Source organism: Candidatus Hydrothermales bacterium (assembly GCA_039630235.1).
Classification (GTDB): domain Bacteria; phylum Hydrothermota; class Hydrothermia; order Hydrothermales; family JAJRUZ01; genus JBCNVI01.
The window spans coordinates 1-22,658 of the sequence record JBCNVI010000004.1; the positions used below are offsets into that span (position 1 = coordinate 1).

The 22,658-nt window shown below is 32.9% G+C and carries 15 protein-coding genes and 1 pseudogene (1 of these 16 running past the window's edge); 6 read left to right on the top strand and 10 right to left on the bottom strand.

The genetic code is table 11. The features are described from left to right. Positions 1 to 2,100: AsmA-like C-terminal region-containing protein (locus ABDH49_04960; GenBank protein ID MEN3046315.1), on the top strand; the 2,100-nt coding region annotated here is incomplete at its 5' end. A gap of 35 nt (positions 2,101 to 2,135) precedes the next feature. On the opposite strand, the gene ABDH49_04965 is transcribed toward ABDH49_04960, so the two are convergent. From ABDH49_04965 to ABDH49_05000, 8 genes are read right to left on the bottom strand one after another with little or no spacing between them, the layout of a single operon-like run. Continuing rightward, entirely contained in the window at positions 2,136 to 3,248 is a 1,113-nt protein-coding gene (locus ABDH49_04965) for a radical SAM protein (GenBank protein ID MEN3046316.1), read from the bottom strand. Further along, a complete protein-coding gene (locus ABDH49_04970; protein MEN3046317.1) occupies positions 3,245 to 4,087 on the bottom strand; it encodes an NAD+ synthase in 843 nt (280 codons plus the stop codon). The genes ABDH49_04965 and ABDH49_04970 overlap by 4 nt, the downstream gene beginning before the upstream one ends. Continuing rightward, complete coding sequence (locus ABDH49_04975) at positions 4,074 to 4,910, bottom strand: nitrilase-related carbon-nitrogen hydrolase (protein ID MEN3046318.1); 837 nt, start codon at positions 4,908 to 4,910, stop codon at positions 4,074 to 4,076. The genes ABDH49_04970 and ABDH49_04975 overlap by 14 nt, the downstream gene beginning before the upstream one ends. After that, positions 4,907 to 6,001, bottom strand: coding sequence for a M20 family metallopeptidase (locus ABDH49_04980; protein ID MEN3046319.1), 1,095 nt, complete (start codon positions 5,999 to 6,001; stop codon positions 4,907 to 4,909). The genes ABDH49_04975 and ABDH49_04980 overlap by 4 nt, the downstream gene beginning before the upstream one ends. Before the next feature lie 15 nt (positions 6,002 to 6,016). Continuing rightward, a complete protein-coding gene (locus ABDH49_04985; protein MEN3046320.1) occupies positions 6,017 to 6,430 on the bottom strand; it encodes a hypothetical protein in 414 nt (137 codons plus the stop codon). A gap of 36 nt (positions 6,431 to 6,466) precedes the next feature. Then, entirely contained in the window at positions 6,467 to 7,072 is a 606-nt protein-coding gene (locus tag ABDH49_04990) for a polyphenol oxidase family protein (GenBank protein ID MEN3046321.1), read from the bottom strand. Beyond that, entirely contained in the window at positions 7,062 to 7,607 is a 546-nt protein-coding gene (locus ABDH49_04995; protein MEN3046322.1) for an HD domain-containing protein, read from the bottom strand. The genes ABDH49_04990 and ABDH49_04995 overlap by 11 nt, the downstream gene beginning before the upstream one ends. Beyond that, on the bottom strand, positions 7,604 to 9,055 hold the full coding sequence (locus tag ABDH49_05000) for an alkaline phosphatase family protein (GenBank protein ID MEN3046323.1): 1,452 nt from the start codon (positions 9,053 to 9,055) through the stop codon (positions 7,604 to 7,606). Before ABDH49_05000 ends, ABDH49_04995 begins: the two co-directional genes overlap by 4 nt. 71 nt (positions 9,056 to 9,126) lie before the next feature. Here ABDH49_05000 and ABDH49_05005 point away from each other — a divergent pair, with 71 nt between their 5' ends. Genes ABDH49_05005 through ABDH49_05025 form a run of 5 tightly spaced genes read left to right on the top strand, consistent with a single transcriptional unit; the run spans position 9,127 to position 18,824 of the window. Continuing rightward, positions 9,127 to 9,822 carry a tetratricopeptide repeat protein gene (locus tag ABDH49_05005; protein ID MEN3046324.1) on the top strand — a complete coding sequence of 232 codons (696 nt, stop codon included), beginning with the start codon at positions 9,127 to 9,129 and terminating at the stop codon, positions 9,820 to 9,822. After that, positions 9,815 to 12,589 (top strand): isoleucine--tRNA ligase, encoded by a 2,775-nt coding sequence (gene ileS / locus ABDH49_05010; GenBank protein ID MEN3046325.1) that lies wholly within the window; start codon positions 9,815 to 9,817, stop codon positions 12,587 to 12,589. The genes ABDH49_05005 and ileS overlap by 8 nt, the downstream gene beginning before the upstream one ends. Then, entirely contained in the window at positions 12,586 to 12,948 is a 363-nt protein-coding gene (locus ABDH49_05015) for a TraR/DksA family transcriptional regulator (GenBank protein ID MEN3046326.1), read from the top strand. Before ileS ends, ABDH49_05015 begins: the two co-directional genes overlap by 4 nt. Further along, positions 12,918 to 13,418 carry a signal peptidase II gene (gene lspA, locus ABDH49_05020; protein ID MEN3046327.1) on the top strand — a complete coding sequence of 167 codons (501 nt, stop codon included), beginning with the start codon at positions 12,918 to 12,920 and terminating at the stop codon, positions 13,416 to 13,418. Before ABDH49_05015 ends, lspA begins: the two co-directional genes overlap by 31 nt. Continuing rightward, on the top strand, positions 13,419 to 18,824 hold the full coding sequence (locus ABDH49_05025) for a hypothetical protein (GenBank protein MEN3046328.1): 5,406 nt from the start codon (positions 13,419 to 13,421) through the stop codon (positions 18,822 to 18,824). 3 nt (positions 18,825 to 18,827) lie between these two features. Here the strand turns inward: ABDH49_05025 and recG are convergent, their stop codons facing one another. Both recG and leuS read right to left on the bottom strand, forming a co-directional pair. Then, a complete protein-coding gene (gene recG / locus ABDH49_05030) occupies positions 18,828 to 20,909 on the bottom strand; it encodes an ATP-dependent DNA helicase RecG (GenBank protein ID MEN3046329.1) in 2,082 nt (693 codons plus the stop codon). After that, positions 20,906 to 22,658: pseudogene (leuS, locus tag ABDH49_05035) on the bottom strand (leucine--tRNA ligase); it runs 806 nt beyond the window's last position. The gene recG and the pseudogene leuS overlap by 4 nt, the downstream one beginning before the upstream one ends.

Sequence of the window (22,658 nt, forward strand, 5' to 3'; positions counted from 1 at the left end):
AGCTATCTTACTCCGGAGAGGGTTCGTGAGTTTACGTTGAAAACTCTTAGAGAGGCACTCCAGAGAGAAGTAAGTATTGAAAAAATTCATCCTGAAATCTCCATATATAAAGTAGGCATAAAAGCAGAAAATATTAAGATATTTGAAGATGGGAAAAAGGAATTTATTAAAATAAAAAACTTAGAGTTCTCACTAAGAGTTCTTCCAATCATTTTCAGAAGAACTCTTGAAATAAATAAGGTTTACATAAGAGAACCCTCCTTGTCTTTATATCAAAAAGAAGTGGAAACTAAGCCAAAAAAAGAAGAAAAGAAAGAAGCAGAAAAAATGGTGATTCCTATTCTGGTTGAACTTAATGAATTTGTATTAGAAAGAGGCAAGGTTGAGATTATACCTACAAAGGGAAAAAGTCAAGTTATTTATCCCTTAAATTTAAAAGTTTCCTCAAAAACAGTAACAAAGAGTCTTCTTGAAGTAAAAGGTAGTGGCGATGTCTCACTTAAAGATCTTGAAATAATTTCACCTATAAAATTTTTCTTTGACTTAAATATAGATCTTTCAAACGATAAGCTTGAGATAAAAAAGTATAAACTGAATATAAAAGAAGTAGATATAAGGGGTGAGGGAAAAGCAATAAAAATTATTGAGGGAAAACCAGAATATAAAGTCCATATTGAATGTCAAAATTTACCCCTTAGCTTAATAAGGGAAATATCAAAAATAAAAGAAATTGATTTTAACGGAACTTTAAAGATGTCTTTGGATATTGAAGGGTCTCCTGAAAAGATAGTTCCAGATATAAAAGGAAAATTAAGTGGCCAGTCTCTGTTCCTAAAAACGCCTCAAAGAAAGATAGAATTTAAAACATTTGCAATTGACTTCAAGGGTAAAAAGGGCGAGTTAAAATGTGATTTTGAATCTGAAAAACAAAGGGGGAAAATTAATTTTGATTTTAATATTATTTATCCCAACGATTTTAAGGGAAAAGTAGAAATAAACGGAGACTTATTAGAGTTCACCGGAAAAAGCCTAAATTACTCACTTAGTTTTGATACAAAAGGCAACATTTTAGGTAACTTTAACGTAAACGGGAGATTTTTAGCTAGCAAAAATGATTTAAAATTTAACATTAGTGGAGAAAAAAAGGAAAGATTAATTTATATAAATGGTAGCATAAGCTCAGATAATTTAAATTTAAATGAAATATTACCAGAGGAAGAAAAAGAAGAAAGAAAGGACAAAAAAGCTAAAGATGAAACAGCTCCTCAAATTGCCCTTCCTAAAGATGTTAAAATTCTCTTCAACGGTTACATCAAAAATTTTATATATAAAAAAGAAAACCTTAGAGATTTAAATGTCCAAATAGAATTAGATGAAAGGGGAATAAAGATAAGGAATTTAAAGGGAAAAGCCTATGGGGGTGAAATTGAAGGAGATATTGAAATAGAAGTTGGTAGTATAAATGTAAGTTCTCGTTTTAAGGCTAAAAATATTGAATTTTCTGAACTTTTAAAAAATCATAAATTTTTGCCAGCTGAAATAGTCGGTAAGTTAAATATTGAAACAGAAAATAAATTTGATTTGGAAGATATATTAGGAACCATATACGCTTCAAATACCATCATAGCTCTGAATGGCGAAATCAGAAAGGATCCTCTTCTTGATAAGATATTTGATATTTTAAAAATAGAAGAGTTAAAAAGATTAAAATTCAGAAATATAAACGCTAAAATAAAAATAGAAAAGGGATTTATAAATCTACCTGATTTTAAGATTGATGCTACAGATTTCTTAATTGAACCAAAGGGGAGAGCCTCTCTTAAAGGTGAACTAAATTTAGATCTTCTGATAAGATTTAGGGGAAAAGGAGCTGAAATCTTGAGGAAATACTCAGCTTTTTCAAATTATTTTATAGATAAATCGGGTGATTTTGATCTTTATTTTAAAATAAGCGGAACATACAAAAATCCTACAGTAAAGTTTGATACAGAAAGATTTAAGGAAAAGTTGGAGGAGGAATTAAAAAGAAAAGGCAAAGAAAAACTAAAAGAAGAAATTAAAAAGGGGATCGATGAGTTAAGAAAAAGACTTAGATTCTAAAATTAGTTCTTGCAAAATAAATTGCTTGCATTATTCTAATAAACAAACTCTCTAATATCATACACCGCTACCTTTGGCCTTACCCTAAAATCAATAGAACTGAAAAACTCAATTTCCCTTTCAACCTCAAACCTTGAAACTTTTGATGGGAAAGAACCCTCAAAGGGATAATAGGGCGAAAGATAAAGAATATCTGCTCTATCAAAATTTACTCTCTTTAGAAGTTTCTCTGTCTCAACTTTATGCTCCTCTTCAAGATCACCGCCTATCCCAAGTAAAATAATTACACCAATAGAAATTCCAGACTCTTTTAAATTCTCTGTTAATATAAAAAAATCATCTGGATCAAAGGGCTTTTTAAGCCTATCTAAAAGCTTTTTACAACCTGACTCAAGACCTATATAAACTCTAAAAAGACCTAACCTTTTTAACTCCCTCCAAAATGACAAAGACTTTCTATTACCAGCCCACACATCTAAAAAAGAAGAAAGTTTACTCAAATTCTTATAGGGAAAATTATTTTTTAGAATCTCTATATACTCAAAGATCCTATCCTCGGTTAAAAGTAAGGCATCAGCATCACCTAAAAAAATGTCTCTTCTTGCTAATATCCCCTTACCAAAAATTTTCTTAACACCTTCTATATGAGAAATAAACTCATCTTTTTCTAAAATCCTAAACTTTTCCCCCTTATAAAAATTGCAAAAACTACAAAGATTATAAGAACATCCCTTTGTAAATTGAACATAAAGAGAAAGATACATATCAGGAGGCACTATGGGCACCCTCCCATATACCAGCTTAAAATCACCTATCGTTCTTTTAAAATTACTAAAACCCCTCTTTAAAAAATCCTCTAAAAATACTTTGTGCGTTTTAAAATATTCATCCTTAATAACAGTTTCTACCCTTTTATAAATTTTTCTTAAATATCTTAGCGATCCATATCTTTTAATAATTTTCATAGAGTCTCTTCTAGACTTTACAACTATCTCACCTGAAAGGCCTACTCTTATTCCCTTCCCATCGCAAAATGAATAAAGCAGCCTCCCTTCACTATCAAAGAAAAAGAGGGAACTATCCCTTCCTGTTATAACAACTCCCTCTTCTTTAAAACTTATTGAGGGAAAAGCTTCTCTAACAATCAAAACCTCTCTACTGGGTATCTCCAATCCTTATCAAGACACATCCTTGATATCTTTGTTATTGTGGGGGTTCTTCTTTTATGCTCATTTTTAACTATCCTTTCATAAAGATCATTTACCGCATCCTCACTTATGTTTAAAAACTCCGCAGTTTCCCTAACAGAAAGTTCAAGCTCCACAAGGCAAAATAAAACTCTATCTATCTGAAAGTATGTATAGCCTATCTCCTCTTCATCTGTTTGTCCTTTCCAAAGACCAGCTGATGGTTTCTTTTTAACTATGTCAGTGGGAATATTAACGTACTCTGCAAGTTGCCAGACCTGAGTTTTATAAAGATCACCAATCGGATAAATATCTGCAGCTAAATCACCATACTTTGTCCCATAACCAAGCAAAAGCTCTGTCTTATTTGAAGTTCCCACAACAAGTAGCTTTTTTGCATTAGCATAAAAATAGGCATAAATCATCCTCACCCTTGGCTTTAAATTTGTAATTCCCCACTCCCTGTCCCCCTCCACGTTAACTAAAGAAATCTCAAAAGCCTTAAGCGGACTATTTATCGGTATAATCTCATAATTAATATTTAAATCTTTACATAACTTTATCGCATCCTCAATATCTTTCTCAGGAGTCAAACCTTCCTCTGGAAGAATTAAAGCATAAGTTTTTTTGTTACCAATAGCCAAAGAAGTTAGCTTTGTAACAAGAGAAGAATCAACTCCACCAGAAAGATTTATTATAGCCCCATTAAAATTAAACTTTTCAACCCTTTCCCTTATTGAATTACATATCGCCTTTTCAACAAGGGGCAATTCCTCTTTTTTAAATTCAAGCTCTATCATCTTCCATTTCATCATAGGCCCTAAGAAGTTCTTCCAATATCTCTCTTCTTAACTCTCTTAACCTTGTATCCCTTCTCCTTAGCCTTCTACTTTCTTCAAGGTCAACCTCCACCACAACGTAGTCCTCTTCAAGAAGTTTTCCGGTTTTTACAATTTTGCCTGCCGCAGATACATACATCGAGTAACCAAGATAATTTACTCCGTCTTGACAACCCGCCTGATTACAAAAAACAAAGGGCAAAATATTATCTCTTGCCCTCTGGATAAGAAAGTTTTCCCAAACTTCTTTTTTAAACCTTTCAAAAGGTGAGGCCCCGAGCACAACAATTAAATCTGCTCCTCTTAAAGCCATAGCTCTTGACGGCTCAGGAAACCAAACATCCTCACAAATTAAAATACCAATTTTAATATCTCCAATATCAAAAACCGGAAGCTTTGCCCCCCTCTTAAAATACCTCTTTTCATCAAAAAGCCTATAATTTACAAGCTGAACCTTTCTATAATTCCCGATAATACTTTTTTTATTTATAAGACAGGCTGAATTATAAAAAAATCCGTAATTATCCTTCTCAACATAACCGATTATCGAGTAGAGATCATCTACTCTTTCTTTTATCCTTTCTAAAGACTCTAAATTTTCATTAACTTTGTCAAGGTAAATATCTCCACTTCCATAGCCAAGAGTTGAAAGTTCCGGTGTTACAAGCAAGTTGACTTTTTCTCTCTTTGCGGCCTCTAAGGCCTCTAAGATCTTTTCTTCGTTCCCCTTTACATCCCCCAGCTTAGTTGAAAGCTGTGCCAAAAAAACCCTTAATTTTTTCATAAACCTAAAAGAAAATTTAAAAAAATCTCTTTCAACTCATAAAGTGAATTTAAATCCACCCACTCGTCACTTCCGTGAATTCCGCCACCAACCCCATAAATCATAACTACAGGAACACCTCTTTCTGCAAAAAAGCGGCCATCTGTTGCTCCGTGTATCCTCCCAAACTCCACCTTATTTTTAACTTTTCTTACAGCTTCTGCAAACTTAACTAAATAAGGATTATCCCTTGGAGTATAAAAAGTCTCACCAGTACTTTTTATTTCCATCTCTATACCTTTTTTGTTTAACAAAAATCTCACTACGTTTTCTTCAAAATCTTTTAACTTCCAAGGGGGAGGAAATCTAAAATCAAGTTCCATCTCTCCCTCAGAAGGTACTATGTTTACCGACTTCCCAGCTTTTATTACCCCAAGTGACAGAGTTACTCTCCAAGTTGGATCATCCCCTTCATTCTTAAGTGAATCAACCCAAGCCCTATATTCTCTATATAGATCAATTAATTTTTCTGCTGCATTTTCACCTTCCCAAGGTGTAGAACCATGGGCTGACCTTCCCTTTGCCTTGAACTTAACATGTAAAACGCCCTTTCCCTCATTAATTATATTAAAATCAAAACCTCCATCCGGAATTATTGCAAACTTAGGAATCAAATTTTTCTCCCTTACCCAAAATTCAACTCCATCTTTTGATCCTACTTCTTCATCCGTAGTAAATAAAAAAGAAACATCCTTTTTAATGTTATTCTCAATTAATTCAAGAAAAAGGGTAATCATTGAGGCACAGGATCCTTTCATATCAAAGGCACCTCTTGCGTATAATTTGCCCTCCTTTTCGATAGGTTTAAACTGATCTTCACTATCTGCTGGAACTACATCAAGATGACCTGCAAACAAAATCTCTGGATTATAATCTTTTTCAAAAGATAAAAAAATCGAGGGCTTACCATTAACTTTTACTCTCTCAATATAAATAGGTTTGTCCTTAAAAATCTCTTCAACGTAATTTATAATTTCTTCAAGAGCTACTAAATTAGAGCTTTCGGATGGAATGCTTATAAGATCGAAAAGAATTCTTTTTAACCTATCCACAACTCTCTAAGAGCCTCAGTTAAGATAAAAAAGGTGACTCCTTTTAAAAGTATTGTTAAGGTAAATTTCAACAGACCATTCACCTACTGGATCATAGCTTCTTGTTACAACTGAAAAGATTGTTATAACTTTTGAAGAGTCCGATTTAATTATAAGGGAATCACGAACAAACTCTTCTCCATTTGGTTTAATCCAAAAGCAACTAACTTTACTTTCTCCCTTCATTCCCATCCAATGGATCCATAAATTTATCGTATCACCCAAGAAAAAATTGTTTGTTATACCATAGGGATTTCCACCAACAACTTTGGTACATAAGACACTTTCAACAATCATAGGACCCTCAGGAAACACAACCTCCCTTATCGTCTCAACCTTCCTCTGACAAAAACCTAAAGAAATTAAAGTTATAATAAAAAAAATTTTCATTTGATTAAAAATAATAATATAAACGAGAAAGAAAAATCAATTAGAAAACTTAAGGGGCATCACACAGTTATAAATCTTTTCCCCCCTCTTTTTCCTATAAGAGGGAAAGTAATCACTCTCATAGGTACAAAACTCTGAAATGTCTATGTTTTTTATACCCAACCTCAAAAGCTCATAAACACACTTTCCTCTTAAATCATAGAAATACTTACCATTTCTAAAAAAGAGAAACTGTCTGTCAAATTTAGTAAACTCTTCCCCAACTTCATAACAATAGGAGCAGATAGAAGGGCCAAGGTAAATAAATAAATCCGAAGGTTTAAATCCTGAATTTATAAATTTCTGTATGCCCTTTTTTATAATTCCCCCAAATAGTCCACGCCAACCAACATGAAAAATCCCATAAAAATAGGGATTATAGGTTAAAACAACAAGAGGTATACAGTCAGCTGTTTTTACACACAAAACCTTTCCACTTTTCGTAATAAGACCATCCCCCCTCACTTCATTTTTCCCCTTTAGATCCTCCACAAAATAAACATCATCTCCATGTACCTGCTCAAGAGAAAAATAATCAAAATTGGGCTTTTCATTAATAAAAGCTATAAACAGATTGTTTAATATCCTCTTTTTAATCATCATAGAGATCTTTTTCTTTATCAGATAAAACCTTTAGCATAAAATCTACATGTTCTTCCATAACAAGATTTGCCTCACTTACAAAAGTTTCTACAAGCTTTCTATCAACACCCCTTGCAAAAGCCTTATCCTTCCACTTTTTCTTAAAAGTAGTTAACTTTATCTCCTTAAAACTTTTTTGGGGCATAACAAGTGAAACAGCAATTAGAAAACCTGTGAGCTCGTCAATTGCCACGAGGAACTTTTCAAGTTCACTTTCCCTTTTAAGCTCTGGAAAAGCATGTTTTCTAATAGCTTCTATTACGTCTTCATCAACTTTATCTTTTAAAAATTCTATAGCCTTAAAGGGATGTTCATCCGGATACTTTTCGTAATCAAGATCATGAAGAAGACCTGTTAAAAACCACTTATCTTTATCTTTTCCGAGTTTTTCTGCATAGGCCTCCATACAATAGGCTGTAGCATAAAGATGCTTCCTTAAATTTGAATTTTTTACCCACTCTTTTAAAATTTTTATCCCTTCTTTTCTATCTATCATATAAGCGCTTTCCCATCTATATCGGATGGAATTTCAATATTTAAAAACTTTAGTACTGTAGGCAAAATGTCAACTATACTTGCAGTCCCCTCACTTTTTATATTTAATTTTCTACCCTTTTGCCAAATAATAAGAATACCCTTTGTATCGTGATCTCCTGTTTTTTCGGTCATAGAAGGTCCAAAAAAGTTAAAGTCAGGAAAAGCGACCCAGGAGGAAACATAGGAAAAATCATCTAGGGAATAAACTATATCTGGCATAAGATGCAAATTTTCACCACTATAAATTTCTTCCCTAAGAAAAATCTTGATGTTAATTTTATATTCCCTTGATAAATCTAAAAGGGAAGACTTTATATCTTCTATAATTTTTTCTCTTTCGTTTTTGCGGACTATTCCAAAGGGGAATCTCTCTTTTTCATTTATAAAAATAAATCCGTAGTAGCCAAAGCCAAAGGCGTACGTTTTTTCAAAATCAATATCAGAGTAAGAAAAACCGATCTTTGAAGCTGTTTTTCCAAAACTCTCCTTATCTTTTCTTAAAAGATTTTCAAGACCTAACTTATAAACAATCTTAGATAATCTTAGGGGCGAAAGACCGGATTTATACATTAAAAGCTTTATTGAATTTTTTAATCCACCTTTAAGTTTTAAAAATTTTTCTCTTAGTAAAAATGAGTTAACGTAGAAATGACCCTTTAAATCCTGAAAACCGTGATCCGACATAATAACTACAAGAGAACCCTCAGGTAAGATCGAAATGATTCTCTCAATTTTTTCATCAATTCTTTTATAGATAAACTCAACTTTCCCTTTGTCATACCAAAGCCAGTGCTGGGCATGGTCAACAGTCATAAAAACTCCCAAAAATAAATCAAAATCTTTATTTTTTATTAAATATTCCATTACATCTCCGTGAATATCGGTAAGTTCAACTAGATCCTCAAAAAATCTATGGGAATTTTTCCTTGAGAACCTGATATTTTCAGTTATCCTATAATTTGAAAACTTCTCTAAAAGCTCTCTTTTAAACTCAGAAGGATATGTAAAATCGGAATTAATTGAAGGTGTCAAAAATCCAGAAACGAAAATACCATTTACCTTTTCAGGTGGATAAGTAAAAGGAACAAAATAAATAATGGATTTTAAATTATACTCAGAAAGAATATTCCAGAGTTTTCTCTGCCTTCTTAGCTTAAATGAGGAAAGTCTATATTTAAAATTCTCATCAAGTTCATAAAAATCCAAAATCCCGTGCTTACCAGGATTCTTACCTGTTAAAAAGGAACTCCAAGCTGAAGGAGTAAGAGGCGGAATCGTAGATATAAGCTCAAATTTTTTCCCCTCACTGATAAGCTTTGAGAGCGCCCTCAGTGCCCCACTTTTACATAGGGGATCTATTATTTTAAAAGTCCCACCGTCTATCCCAATTACACAAACAGGATTCATAAAAAATTAATTTTAAATTAGCTCTTATCTATTTTGAAAATAAAGTGAGAATTTCTATAAAATTATAAACCATGAAAGAGGAAGAAAGACTCTTCAATGAGGCAAAAAGGCTTTACAACGAGGGTAAGTTTTGGGAGGCTCTTAGGTTAATGAAAGACCTTGCTGAAAAAAGAAAAAATTACGCCGATTTTCAACATTTTCTGGGCGTTATATATTACTCACTTGGCATGTTAGATGAATCAATAAATCAATTTGAAAAGGCATTAGAGATTAATCCAAATTACATTGAGGCTCACCTAAACCTTTCAATTGCTCTAAACGATAAGGGGGACTATTTAAAGGCAAAGGAACACTACGAAAAAGCTGCTAAACTTGAAAGGGAAGGCTCCAGAATCCCTGTTTCCTTAAGGAATAACCTGGCAAACACTTACATGAGAATTGGAGATAGCTTCTTTGAAATCGGGGAATATGAGAGAGCAAAAGAGGAGTATGAAAAGGCAATAGAAATAGCCCCTTTTTTTCTTGATATAAGAACAAAACACGCAAAAACACTGATGCATTTAGGTGAGATAGATAAGGCAATAAAATCGCTCGAAGAGGTAATTTTCTTAAATCCAAAATATGAGGAGGCAAAGGTTACACTTTCAATCTGTTACTATAAAAAGGGAGAAAAAGAAAAGGCAAAAAAAACTTTAGAAGAAGTTTTGAGAGAAAATCCATCAAATACAAAGGCAAAAACATACTTAAAAATGTTAGAAAATGAATAGTGAAAAACTAAAGGATACATTAAATTTACCTAAAACAAACTTCCCAATGAAAGCCTCTCTTAGAGAGAGGGAACCGGAAATCCTTAGGTTTTGGGAGGAAAGGGGGATCTACTATAAAATCCTTGAAGAGGAAAGACCTGTGTTTATTTTACACGATGGCCCTCCCTACTCAAATGGACATATTCATATAGGAACAGCAATGAATAAGATCTTAAAGGACTTTATCGTAAAGAGCAGAATAATAATGGGATATAAAACACCTTACATTCCAGGTTGGGATAATCATGGTATGCCTATTGAAAATGAAGTAATTAAAGAAGACAAAGAGATAAGAGAAATTTTACAGAAGGATCCCCTTGCTTTGAGAAGAGACGATGTTAGAAAGGATCTAAGAAAAAAATGCGAGAATTTTGCGAGAAAATGGATGAATATACAAAGAGAAGAGTTTAAAAGACTTTTATGCATAGGTGATTGGAACAATCCCTACTTTACAATGCATCCAGAATATGAGGCGGAGGAGTTAAGAATATTAGCAAAGCTCGTAGAAAAGGGCTTTATAGAGAAGGGATTTATGCCTCTTCATTTTTGCCCAGTTTGTAAGACTGTACTTGCAATGGCTGAAATAGAGTATAAAGATAAAAGCTCTCCCTCTATTTACTTTTTAATGGAGGTACTTGATAAAAAAGAGTTTCCAGAGGGAACTTATGTTCTTGCATGGACTACAACACCTTGGACTATTATTTCAAACGTCGCACTCGCCTTTAATCCAAACTTTTACTACGGAGTAATTGAAACAAACGGCAAAAGACTTTTACTTGCATTAGAAACTTTAGAGAGGGTAAAGGAGGAGTTAAATTTAAGTAAATTTGAAGTAATTAAAGAGTTTAGGGGAGAAGAACTTGAATATAAAAAATTTATGCATCCTTTTTATGATAGGGAGTCTTTGGGGGTGCTTGCAGAGTTCGTTGAAAAGGAGACTGGTTCAGGAGTAGTTCATATTGCTCCTGGACATGGTAAAGAAGACTTTGAAGTAGGTCAAAAGTATAAACTTCCAGTTCTTTCTCCAATAGATGATTTAGGTAAATTCACAAAAGAGGCCGAGGGTTTTGAGGGAATGGATACTGAGGAAGCCTCTAAAAAGGTTGTTCAAGTTTTAAAAGAAAGGGAAAAACTTTTAAAAGAAGGCCACATAACTCACTCTTATCCTCATTGCTGGAGATGTAAAAGCCCATTAATTTTTAGAGCCACGGAACAGTGGTTTTTAAGAGTTGATCACTTAGACCTCAGAAAAAGAGCACTTAAAGAGATAGAGAAGGTTAAGTGGATTCCAGCAGCCTCAAAACAGAGTATTTACAATGCAGTATTAGAAAGACCCGATTGGTGTATATCAAGACAAAGAGCCTGGGGACTGCCCATACCTGCCTTTAGATGTAAGGATTGTTCTAAGAGTTTTATTAACCACGAATATGTGTATAAGTTAGCAGATTTAGTTCAAGAAAAGGGCTCACAGATCTTTTGGGAGGAAAACGAAATTCCACTTCCTGAATGTCCCAGTTGTAAATCCAAAAATCTTGAAAAAGAAAAGGATGTACTTGATGTTTGGATTGATTCAGGTGTCACTAATTTGATTGTTTTAAAGAATAAAAATTATCCTTGGCCAAGCGATGTCTTTATAGAGGGCCCCGATCAACATAGGGGATGGTTTAACGCTTCTTTGATGATAAGTGTTGCGATAGATGGAAGGGCGCCTTATAAAACAGTTATAACACATGGTTGGACATTAGATGAACAGGGAAGGGCAATGCACAAGTCACTTGGAAACGTTGTATCACCACTTGAGGTGATTGATAAGTACGGCTCAGAAGTTTTAAGAGTTTGGGCAGCCTTCTCTGAATATACACAAGATGTAAGGATCTCTGACAACATATTGAGTTTAATGGTGGACAGCTACAGAAAGATAAGAAACACCTATAGATTCATTCTTGGAAATCTTTTTGATTTTGATCCTAAGAAAAACCTTATAAATTTTGAGGATATGCTTCCTCTTGATAGATATATGGTGATAAAAACTGAGGATTTAAAGGAAAAAATAATTGAATTTTATGAAGAGTACGCTTTTCACAGAGCTTTTCACACCTACTATAGATTTTGTAACGTAGATCTTTCTTCCTTCTACTTAGATATACTTAAAGATAGACTTTACACTTATTACTTTGATTCTAAGGAAAGAAGAAGTGCGCAAAGTGCCCTCTACTTTATACTTCTTGAACTTCTGAAACTTGGAGCCCCAATTTTATCATTCACCTGTGAAGAAGCTTACCAAAATCTTAAGTTTAAAGAAAAAGAAAGTATTTTTCTTGAAGTCTTAGATAAAGAAAGAAAATATAGTGATGAAAATCTAAAACTTGATTTTGAAAAAATAATAAGACTAAGGGATGTGGTGTTAAAATTACTTGAGGAGATAAGGATTTCAAAGAAGATAGGTTCATCTTTAGAGGCAGAGGTTTATTTAGAGGGAGAAGATGAGGTAATAGAAAGATATTTTGAGTATTTACCAGAGATTTTTATTGTCTCACACGTGGGAAAGGGAAAGCCAAGGCAATATGAATCTTTTAGTGAGTTTGAAAATTTAAGGGTCTATGTTAAAAAAAGTGAGGGAGCAAAATGTGAAAGGTGTTGGAGATACCTTGAGGAGGTTAAATTAAGCAAAAATAACATATGCAAAAGATGTGAAGAAACTCTCATAAAAATGGAAATTTCACTATGAAAGAGAAAGAATTGGAAAAATTAAAAAAGAAGATACTTGAAAAGAGGGAGAAAATAATTAAGTTTTTGGAGAGAGCTGAAAAAAGTGGAATGAGTTGGGCAGAAAGTGGTGAAAGGATATTTCATCATCACCTTTCTGATACTGCTACAGATGAGGAACTTAAGGAAATTGCCTTTATGAATGCTACAAGACTAAGAGAGGAGCTTGCTCTTATTGAGGATGCCATATCAAGAATAAAAGAGGGAACTTACGGTATCTGTCTAAAGTGTCTAAAGCCTATATCCATAGAAAGACTAAAAGCAATACCATATGCAAGGTACTGCATTAAATGTCAGATAGAGATAGAGAAAAGAATCTAAGAGTAATTATAAAAAGAACACTCTTTAGCTTTTCAGTAGCCTTCTTAGTTTTTTTAATTGACCACGTTACAAAAATTTTGGCTTTGACACATCTTGAATACGGTGTTCCTCTTGAAGTTTTAGGCCCTTACTTTAGATTCACACTTGTTTTTAATCCTTATGGAATATGGGGGTTGCCAATCACAAAAATTTTACCTTATGAGATTATTGCTATTTTAGCAATTTTTATTTTAATCTTATTTATAGTAAAAGAAGAAAAGTTGCTTTATAACTTTTTTTACGGGCTAATACTGGGGGGTGCCCTAGGTAATTTATACGATAGATTAAGAATGAAAGCAGTAATAGATTTTATAGAAATAGGTATTTCAGAAAACCTTCATTGGCCAATATTTAATCTCGCTGACACCTTCATAACAATAGGAATCATAGGAACCATCTTTTTCACTTTTATAAAAAAAGATAAAAAATAAATGATTCTCATTTTTTATATTTTAACTTCTCAGCTAGGCTATCTTGATTCCCTTTTACTGAGCAACCTAAATGGAGCTTACGTAGAGGATAGCATCAAAAGTTTTGAAGACTTTGAGATAAAATTTACCTATAGAAAAGAAAGCTTAACCCAAATTGAACTAATTGATTTAGAAAAAAATTTAGAAAAAAGAATTGTAGAAGTTCTAAGAAGCGAACTTAAAGAACAAACTGAGAAAAAGGCTGAGCAAAGGGGAACAGGATTAATACCAGATATAGTAATACCTATTCCCGTTGAGCTTCCCTTTGGTCTTACTGATGAAACAAAAGTTAAAATTGGTGGTTACCAAAACCTTTCTATGGGTTTACAAAGGGATGAATTTAAAGCTTATTCACCTACAACACCCCAGGGAAGTTCAAGTCCTGGGATAAAGCTTGAGCAACAGTTAAAAGTTAACGCAGAGGGGATAATAGGGGGCAAAATTCATCTCCTTTTGGATCATGATTCACAAAGAGAAACTCAAGATTTACAGACTGTTAAAATAAGATATGAGGGGGATGAGGACGAAATTATTAAGTATATTGAAGGAGGAAATCAGCTCGGAACTCAAGGTTCAGGTGGACTTTTCGGAATAGCCGGAAAGTTTCAATTAGCTTCTTTTGATATTGAGGCAACAGCTTCACGAGAGATGGGTAATCAAAAAGAAATAGTCCTAACACGAGGAGGAGTTATCTTTGACACTTTTAAAATTGAAGATAAAGACTTTGAAAAAAATAAATTCTTTTTAATTCCAGTTGAAAGGGGTGATGAAATCGTTACTGATTCTATTTATCTTTTCTACAATGACAACATTGAATCAAACGATACACTGATTACAAATCCCTTTAGGGGAAAAGTTTTTCTCTACGATAAACCTGATTCACTAAGTAAAAAAGTATTTACTTTTCAACTTTTAAAAAGAGATTCTGCTTACTTAAATATGTTCTTTACGAATGTAATAAAATTAAACATACCGACTTCACAGGATTTTATACTTGCGGTCTGCTATAAGACAAAAAACAAAGGTTGGGTAGGACTCTTAAATAAATCAAATCCTTTAGATACTTCAAATAAATTTATGCTCTTAAGGGAATACGCGTTAAATGACTTTAAAGATCCCACCTGGAAGTATATGCTCAAAAATATATACTATGTAGGGCAAATTGACTCAGCTTCATTAAAAATTGTAAGGTACAGCTCACCGTACAACATAGAACAAGAGGGCGGTAGAACCTTTTTAAATATTTTAGGGCTTGATAAAAACAATGACGGAATTCTTGATAGGTATGTAAATTTTGATGGATATGTAAATTTTACCCCCTATGTTGATGGCTATTTATTTATTCCACATCCTGAACCCTTTGCCCATGAATCATTGAGTTTAAAAGATACAATAATTTATAGAACTTTTTCTGAAGCCGAAATTTCACAGAGAGATTATATTTACAAGATAATAACTGTAACTCGTAGAAGACCAACAAGTATAAACCTTGGTATAACAGGAATAGTAAGAAATTCAGAGGAGGTGTACTTTGGAAATGAAAGATGGGTAAATGGAAAAGACTACGTAATTGATTATGAGACAGGCACAATGCAAATCCTTAATAAAGAATATCAAACAGATTTTTCAAGAGAACTAAAAATTAAATTTAACGAAAGAGCTATTTTTCAAACAAAAAAGAGAAGTTTTTTAAATCTAAAGGGAAACTACTATATTTCAGAGAATTCTAATTTAACTTTTGGAATTGACTATAGGGGCGAATCAACAGCAGATAGAAAAATAACATTTGGAGAAGAACCAAGGAGAGTTTTTTTACTTAACTCAAGCCTTAACTTTGAAAGAAATTTACCTTTAAATCTTTCTTCTTTTCTTCCTTGGGTAGATAAGGAAAAAGAATCTAAGGTTAAAGTTTTAGCGAAGTTTAATCAATCCTTCCCAGATCCAAACACAAGGGGCTTTGCTTATCTTGACGACATGGAGTCAACTTCACTTGAAATATTTGTTGATTTAAGCACTCACAGCTGGATTTACGGATCTTTACCGATATACCTTAGGGACTCAACAAGCGTAAATATAAGAACTCCTGAAGATTATTTCGAAAATAATCTAATATGGTTTGAAACTAATAAATTTTTGTACAGGGATATTTATCCTTATATTCCAGGACAACAGGGTAACAAAACTGCAAACGTAATGGAGGTAATAATTGATCCGGGGACAAAGCAAACAAGAGGTTTTGCATCTTTAACACAACTTTTATCAAAAGAAGGTATTGATATTACTTCTTATGACTATTTAGAGGTTATTGTAAGGGGAGATAGGGGAATTATCGGGATAGATGTTGCAACAGAAGTTTCAGAGGATGCCTGTTTTAGAGATATAGAGGGGAAATTAGTAGGACAAGGTATAGAAAATTCAGAGGATGGTGCAAATGGAGGTTGGGAGGATGGAAAACTTCAGGCAAATAGGGAAGATGTAGGACTTGACATGGTTCCGGATGGATCACCGGGAGATGCTGGCAACGATAACTATGAGCAAGGAAATTTAAGCAAAATTAACGGTACAGAAAAAAATGGAAAACTCGACAAAGAAGATCTTGATAGTGACGGATTCAATAAAGACAGAGAAGATTGTTTCACCTACATTTTAGATTTAACACACGGCTTTTATCAGATACATAATGGATTTAAATTTTACAAAATTCCCTTAAAAAAATACATGAAAAAATATGGAAATCCTGAAATTATAAGGATAAGAAAAATAAGAATATTTTTTACAGAGTTTCCCCAGAAGGACACTCTCTATATAGCCAAAATATCTATTACAGGAAATAGGTACATAGCCCAGGGAGTTTTCAATAATGGAAATCCTGTAAGAGATCCTTTAAAAAAGATAACGGTATTAACCTATAGTAATCAGCAGGATGCAAATATCTATAGGCCACCTCCAGGTGCTGTAATTGAATATACTCAGGAGGGAGAAGTAGAAGAAAAAACTCTTGTTCTAAGATTTGAGAATTTTGAAAAAGATGATTATGGCCTTGTTACAAAAAAACTTCATTCACCTCAAGACTACTGGCAATATAAAAAGATAAGTTTTTATCTAAAATCTTTCCCTGAAACTCTAACAAGTAGTCCACAATTCTTTATAAAATTTGTAACAATCGATACAAATAATTATTACTTATTCAAAGTAGAGGATATACCTAAGGAGTGGACGAGATACGAAATTGACATTAATAAATTTACAAGTCTCAAGTTAAAAAGATCACCTAAGGAAGCGAATAAATTGTTTGGCGATCCAGGTACTCCAGGATATCATGTTAAAGGACACCCAAATTTTAAAAGAATTGATAGATACATAATTGGGGTAAAAAACGTAAGTACTAGAAAAATTTCTGGAGAAGTTTGGTTCAATGAACTTATTTTAACTAATCCAGATAGAAAAGGAGCATATTCGGTTGAAAATAGCATCATGATGAATCTGGGAGATGTTGGAAACTTTAATATAAATTTTAGTAAGAGCTCAGCAGGATTCTCAGGGATGAATCTGGTAAGAGAAACGTTTTCCAAGGAAGACTTGGGTGGCGCCCTCAGGTTAAACATAGATAAATTACTAAATATAGGCTTTTTAAACTTCCCACTAAACTATTCAATAAGGACATCAAAGAGTTTACCACTTTTTAGAACTGGCACTGATATAATACTTGATAAAAGATTAGCCGAAAAGGAAAAATCAACATCTTTTAGTAGCGGTGTAAGTTTTTCTCTTTCAAGAAAAGTTCAAAATAAAAATTTAGAAAAAAGTCTTTTTGAGAGATTTTTAGGTTATACCGTTGATCCATTAAACTATAGCTTTTCTTATGATCATAATAGAAGCCTTTCTCCTACTAATTTAAGTTTTAACAGAAACTTTCAGCAATCACTTTCTTATAGAGTTAATTTTCCCTTTCATGGTATAAAGTTTTTAGGTCAAAGAATTAATCCAATTCCTAGAAGTGTAAATACTTCGGTTAGTCACTCTAAGGTTAGAAATAGGGGGCTTGTCTTTGATCCAAGGGATTCAATATGGGTTCAGACAAATCTTTACAAAAGAGAGGGTGGAAGCTTTGATTATCAAGTGCAAGAAATAAGTCCACTAAATTCACTCAGATTAAATTTTGGAGGCAGAATAGACTACGATCTCGGATTAAAAAAATTAACTAGAAAATTCTACGGAAAAGATATCAAAAGAAGCTCAAACTATTCTCTTCAGTATGGTCCTGTCTTCCCATCCTATATAAATAAGTTCATCTCTCATATAAACTTTTCTTATAATTCTGGCTTTAATGACGACCATGATCCTATCAATCAAAAAGATAGTTTAAATCCTCTAAGAAGAGTTGATAACAGGGCGAGTTACACAGTTAATGGAAATATAAATACTTTTGAGCTTTTATATTACTTTGTAAAGTTAGGAAGTAGAGAGGCTCTAAAAGACATAAATAAACTAAGGTCAATTCTCCAAAGTATAAGCGTAACTTACTCTAGAAACTTATCTTCTAGATATTATGATTTGAAAAAAAGTCCATCCTTTTTCTATGAGCTTGGAAAAACAATGAACCCTGGAGTTGATTACGAGGAAAATATAAATAATAGCATTAATGATTCAAGAAACTTGAACCTTAGTACCGGAACGAGAATACAAGTAATAGGAATTAACTTATCTTACAGTTCAAGAAAAAATATAGCTTATATGCCATACCAAAGAACAAAAACTACCTCAACTGGAACGAATTTTCCAAACGTTACAGTTCAAGTTGACATGTTAAATAAAAGAATAAGAGCTTTAGATAACTTCTTTTCAAATCTTACTCTTAGAACAAATTATAATCTTGATTTAACTAAGGATCATGGACATAACATAACAAACGAGAGGAGAGTTAGAAATTTCACACCACTTTTTTCACTTCAAGGAAGAACAAGGAATGGAATTGGTGTTGCTTTAAATTATAATAAAAGTGAACAAAAAAACATATCACAATCTGGTGGACTTACTACAGAAACAAAAAACATCACCGATAATATAAACCTAACTTTTGATTTTTCTATATCTAAGGCAATTTCAGAAAAATTATTAGGCTTTATAAAAGTTAGATCAGAAATAAATACGAGCGTGTCACTAACAAGACAAAATTCAAAAACAATTATAAATGGAATTGAAAATCAAAACAATACAACAATAAACCTAAATGGAACAATGAGTTTTCAATTTACAGAAGATATAACAGGAAACTTTGGAATCTTTTATAACTTAAATAAAGATAACATTCAGGGGATATCAAATAAAAGATACGAGGTGAACTTCGGAGTTAGAATTAACTTTTAAAAATTAGCCAACCTCTGTCAACCAAAATCTCTCATCAGATAGTAAATAATTCCTTAGATGTTTATTTTCCCTTTTTTCAAGTAAAGGATCAAAAGTCAACAAATTACTTACAACTTCTCTAACTTTAATTAAAAGTTCTTTATCTTCAATTAAATCACTAAATTTGAAAGAAAAGAAACCTGACTGGGCATAACCAAGAATGTTTCCAGGTCCCCTTAGTTTAAGATCAAGCTCAGAAAGTTTAAAACCATCCGAGATTTTCCTAAAAACTGATATTCTCTTTAAGGTCTCAGGAGGCATATTTTTAGAACAAAAAATAAAACAGTAACCCTTTTCAATTTTTCTTGCTAATCTTCCTCTTAACTGATGGAGAGTTGAAAGACCAAACCTTTCTGCCCCCTCTATAACCATATACTTAACATCAGGAACATCAATACCTACCTCTAAAACTGTTGTAGAAACAAGCACCTTTATTTCACCGTCCCTAAACTTCTCCATTCTAATTGTTCTTTCCTCTTTTTTCATTCTTCCGTGAATAAAACTAATTTGAATATCTCCTGCCCATTTATTTTTTATTTCTTCATAAAGCTTAACACAGGATTTTGAATTAAGTTTTTCGGACTCCTCAATTAAAGGTGCAATTATATAAGCTTTTGAATTTTCTTTCCTTATTGTCTCAAACAGCTTTTTATAAAACTCTTCCCTATTTTCCGTATACACCACCTTAGTCTCAACAGTACCTCTTCCTTCGGGCATTTCATTTAAAACTAATATGTCAAGGTCACCATAATATGTAAGAGCAAGTGTTCTTGGTATAGGGGTAGCTGTCATAACAAGAAAGTGAGGGCTTTCACCTTTTTGAAGAAGCCGCGCTCTTTGAGAAACACCAAACTTATGCTGCTCATCAATTATTACAAGACCCAAATTTCTAAACTCAAGCTTTTCTTCAAGCAAGGCATGTGTTCCAACTAAAAGTTCTATTTCACCATTTTTTACTTTCTCATAGATTCTCCTTTTTTCTTTAGTTGAAATGTTAGAGGTTAATAAATCACATTTTATACCAAGATTAGAAGTTAAGCTCTTTATGGTTTCGTAATGTTGTTCAGCTAAAATCTCAGTAGGAGCCATAAAGGCTACTTGGTAATTATTTTCTATTGCTCTTAGAGCAGAGTAAATAGCAACAATTGTTTTACCTGACCCAACATCACCCTGTAAAAGTTTTCTCATAGCATAAGGTTTTGAGAGATCTCCATAGATTACCCTTATTGCTCTTTTTTGTGACTCTGTTAACTTAAAAGGCAAATTAGAAATAAACTTTTTTGTCAACTCCGGAGTAGAGATAAAGGCTGGTGCTTTTACCTTATTTCTCTTATATACAAAAAGTTTTAAAAAAAAGAAAAAAAGTTCTTCAAATTTAAGTGTGTATAAACTCTTTTCAAGTATTTCGTAGTTTTCTGGAAAATGTAAATTTTTTAGAGAATCTCTTCTTTCTAAAAGACCAAATTTTTTTCTTATATCCTCTGGAATAGTTTCAGGAATATTGTTATATACTCCTTGGAGTGTACTATGAATAATTTTTCTCATAATATGAGGTTTAATAGGGTTTACTTGACCTAAAGAACTATAAATAGGTACAATTTTTCCAGAATGAATTAAATCTTTATTTTCCTTGTCAAGAACTTCAAATTCAGGATGAAAAATTCGAAAAATTGAACCAAACTTTTTTACTTTACCTGAAACAATTACTGTTCTATCCAGCTTAAAGTAATCTTTAATATAAGAGCTATTTACGAAAATTAGTTCCATGAATCCAGTCTCATCAGTCAAAATAACGACAAAAAATTTTTTATTACCTTTTCTCCTTTCACCCCTTGCAAATACTTTACCCATAATTACAGCCTCTTCTCCGTCACTCAGATTTTTGATGTTTTTAAAAACTCTTCTATCAATGTATTTTCTAGGTTTAAAATATAAAAGATCACCAATAGTTTTAATACGATATTTTAAAAAGACTTTTTTTCTCGAACGTCCTATACCCTTCAGTCTATCTAGTGGTGAATCTAAACTTATATCCTGAGTCTTCACTCAATAACAAAACTTAATATTTTCTCCTTTACATAGAAAACTTTCTTAATTTTGCCCTGATTAATATATTTTTGTATGTTAATATTACTTTTTGCTATTTCTATAACTTCCTCTTCTTTTGCTTCAGGATCAATCTCTATTTGACCCCTCACCCTTCCGTTGATTTGAACAGGTATGATGATTTTTTCCTCCTTTAAGAACTTTTCATGTATAATCGGCCAGGCTTTTGTAACTATAAAGCCCTCTTTTCTATATGACCATAACTCCTCTGCTAAATGAGGCACAAAAGGTGAGAGCATCTTAACAAGTAAGTAAAGAGAGTGAGCAAAAGCATCAGACTTCTTATTTTCAAAGCTATATAAGTCATTAACTAGTTCCATTAAAGAAGCAATTGCTGTATTAAACTTAAAGTTTTCTATATCTTCTGTTACCTTTTTTAAGATCCTATATGATTTACTTAATAAACTCTTTTCTTTTAAATCAAATTCCTCAGGTGGAAATTCTCTTGCCCTTATAAATATCTCCTTATTATCATCTATTAACTTTTTTACTCTAACTAAAAATCTTTCGGCTCCTTTAACTCCCTCGTCTGTCCATTCAAAGTCTTGATCTGGTGGTCCTGCAAAGAGAGTATAGAGTCTTGCAACGTCAGCCCCCTTATCTTTTACAAAATCCCTTATAAGCACAGCATTACCAGCCCTTTTACTCATCATTTCCAAATTTCCACTTGCAGTTCTCTTTAAAACCATTCCCTGAGCAAAAAGTTTTTCAAAAGGCTCAGGTGTCTTTACAAGACCCTTATCATAAAGAACTTTGTGTATAAATCTTGAATAAATAAGATGAACAGTTGCGTGCTCTATACCCCCCACATATATATCAACAGGCATCCACTCATTTACAATCTTTTCGTCAAAAATTTTCTCTTTATTTAGTGGATCTATAAATCTAAGAAAGTACCAAGAAGACTCTACAAAGGTATCCATCGTATCAGGATCTCTCTTTGCTCTTTTTCCACATGTAGGACAAACTGTATTTATAAACTCTTCTGAAGATTCAAGCGGACTTTTACCCTTTGGCAAGTAATCGACGTTATAGGGCAAAAGCACTGGCAAATCCCTCTCTGATACGGGCACAATACCACACGTTTCACAATGTATTATCGGAATTGGTGATCCCCAGTACCTTTGTCTTGAAATAAGCCAATCTCTTATTCTATACGATACATCGTATCCTCCAATATTTTTTTCCTTTAAGAAATCATTGAGCCTTTTTATTCCCTCTTCTGAACTTAAAGAGCTAAATTCACCGGAGTTAACCATTATGCCAAAATCCTCCATCGCAGCGTTTAAATCTGAGGCATCTTTGGGATAACCCTCTTTTTGAATAACAACTTTTATCTTAAGTCCATGAGCTTTAGCAAACTCAAAGTCTCTCTGATCATGGGCAGGAACACCCATCACAATTCCAGTACCATAATGGGCAAGAACATAGTCAGCCGTGTAAATTGGAATCTCCTCGTTTGTTAAAGGATGTATAGCATAAAGACCTGTAAAAACTCCCTCTTTTAATTTCCTTTCACTTATTCTTTCAATATCAGACTTTAAGACAACTTTGTCTCTGAAGTTTTCTAATTCATTTCTATAGGGAGAAAGTTTTATGATTTCATCCATTAACTCGTGCTCTGGAGCTATAACAAGAAAAGTAACTCCGTATACTGTATCAATTCGTGTTGTAAAAACGGGTAAGGGA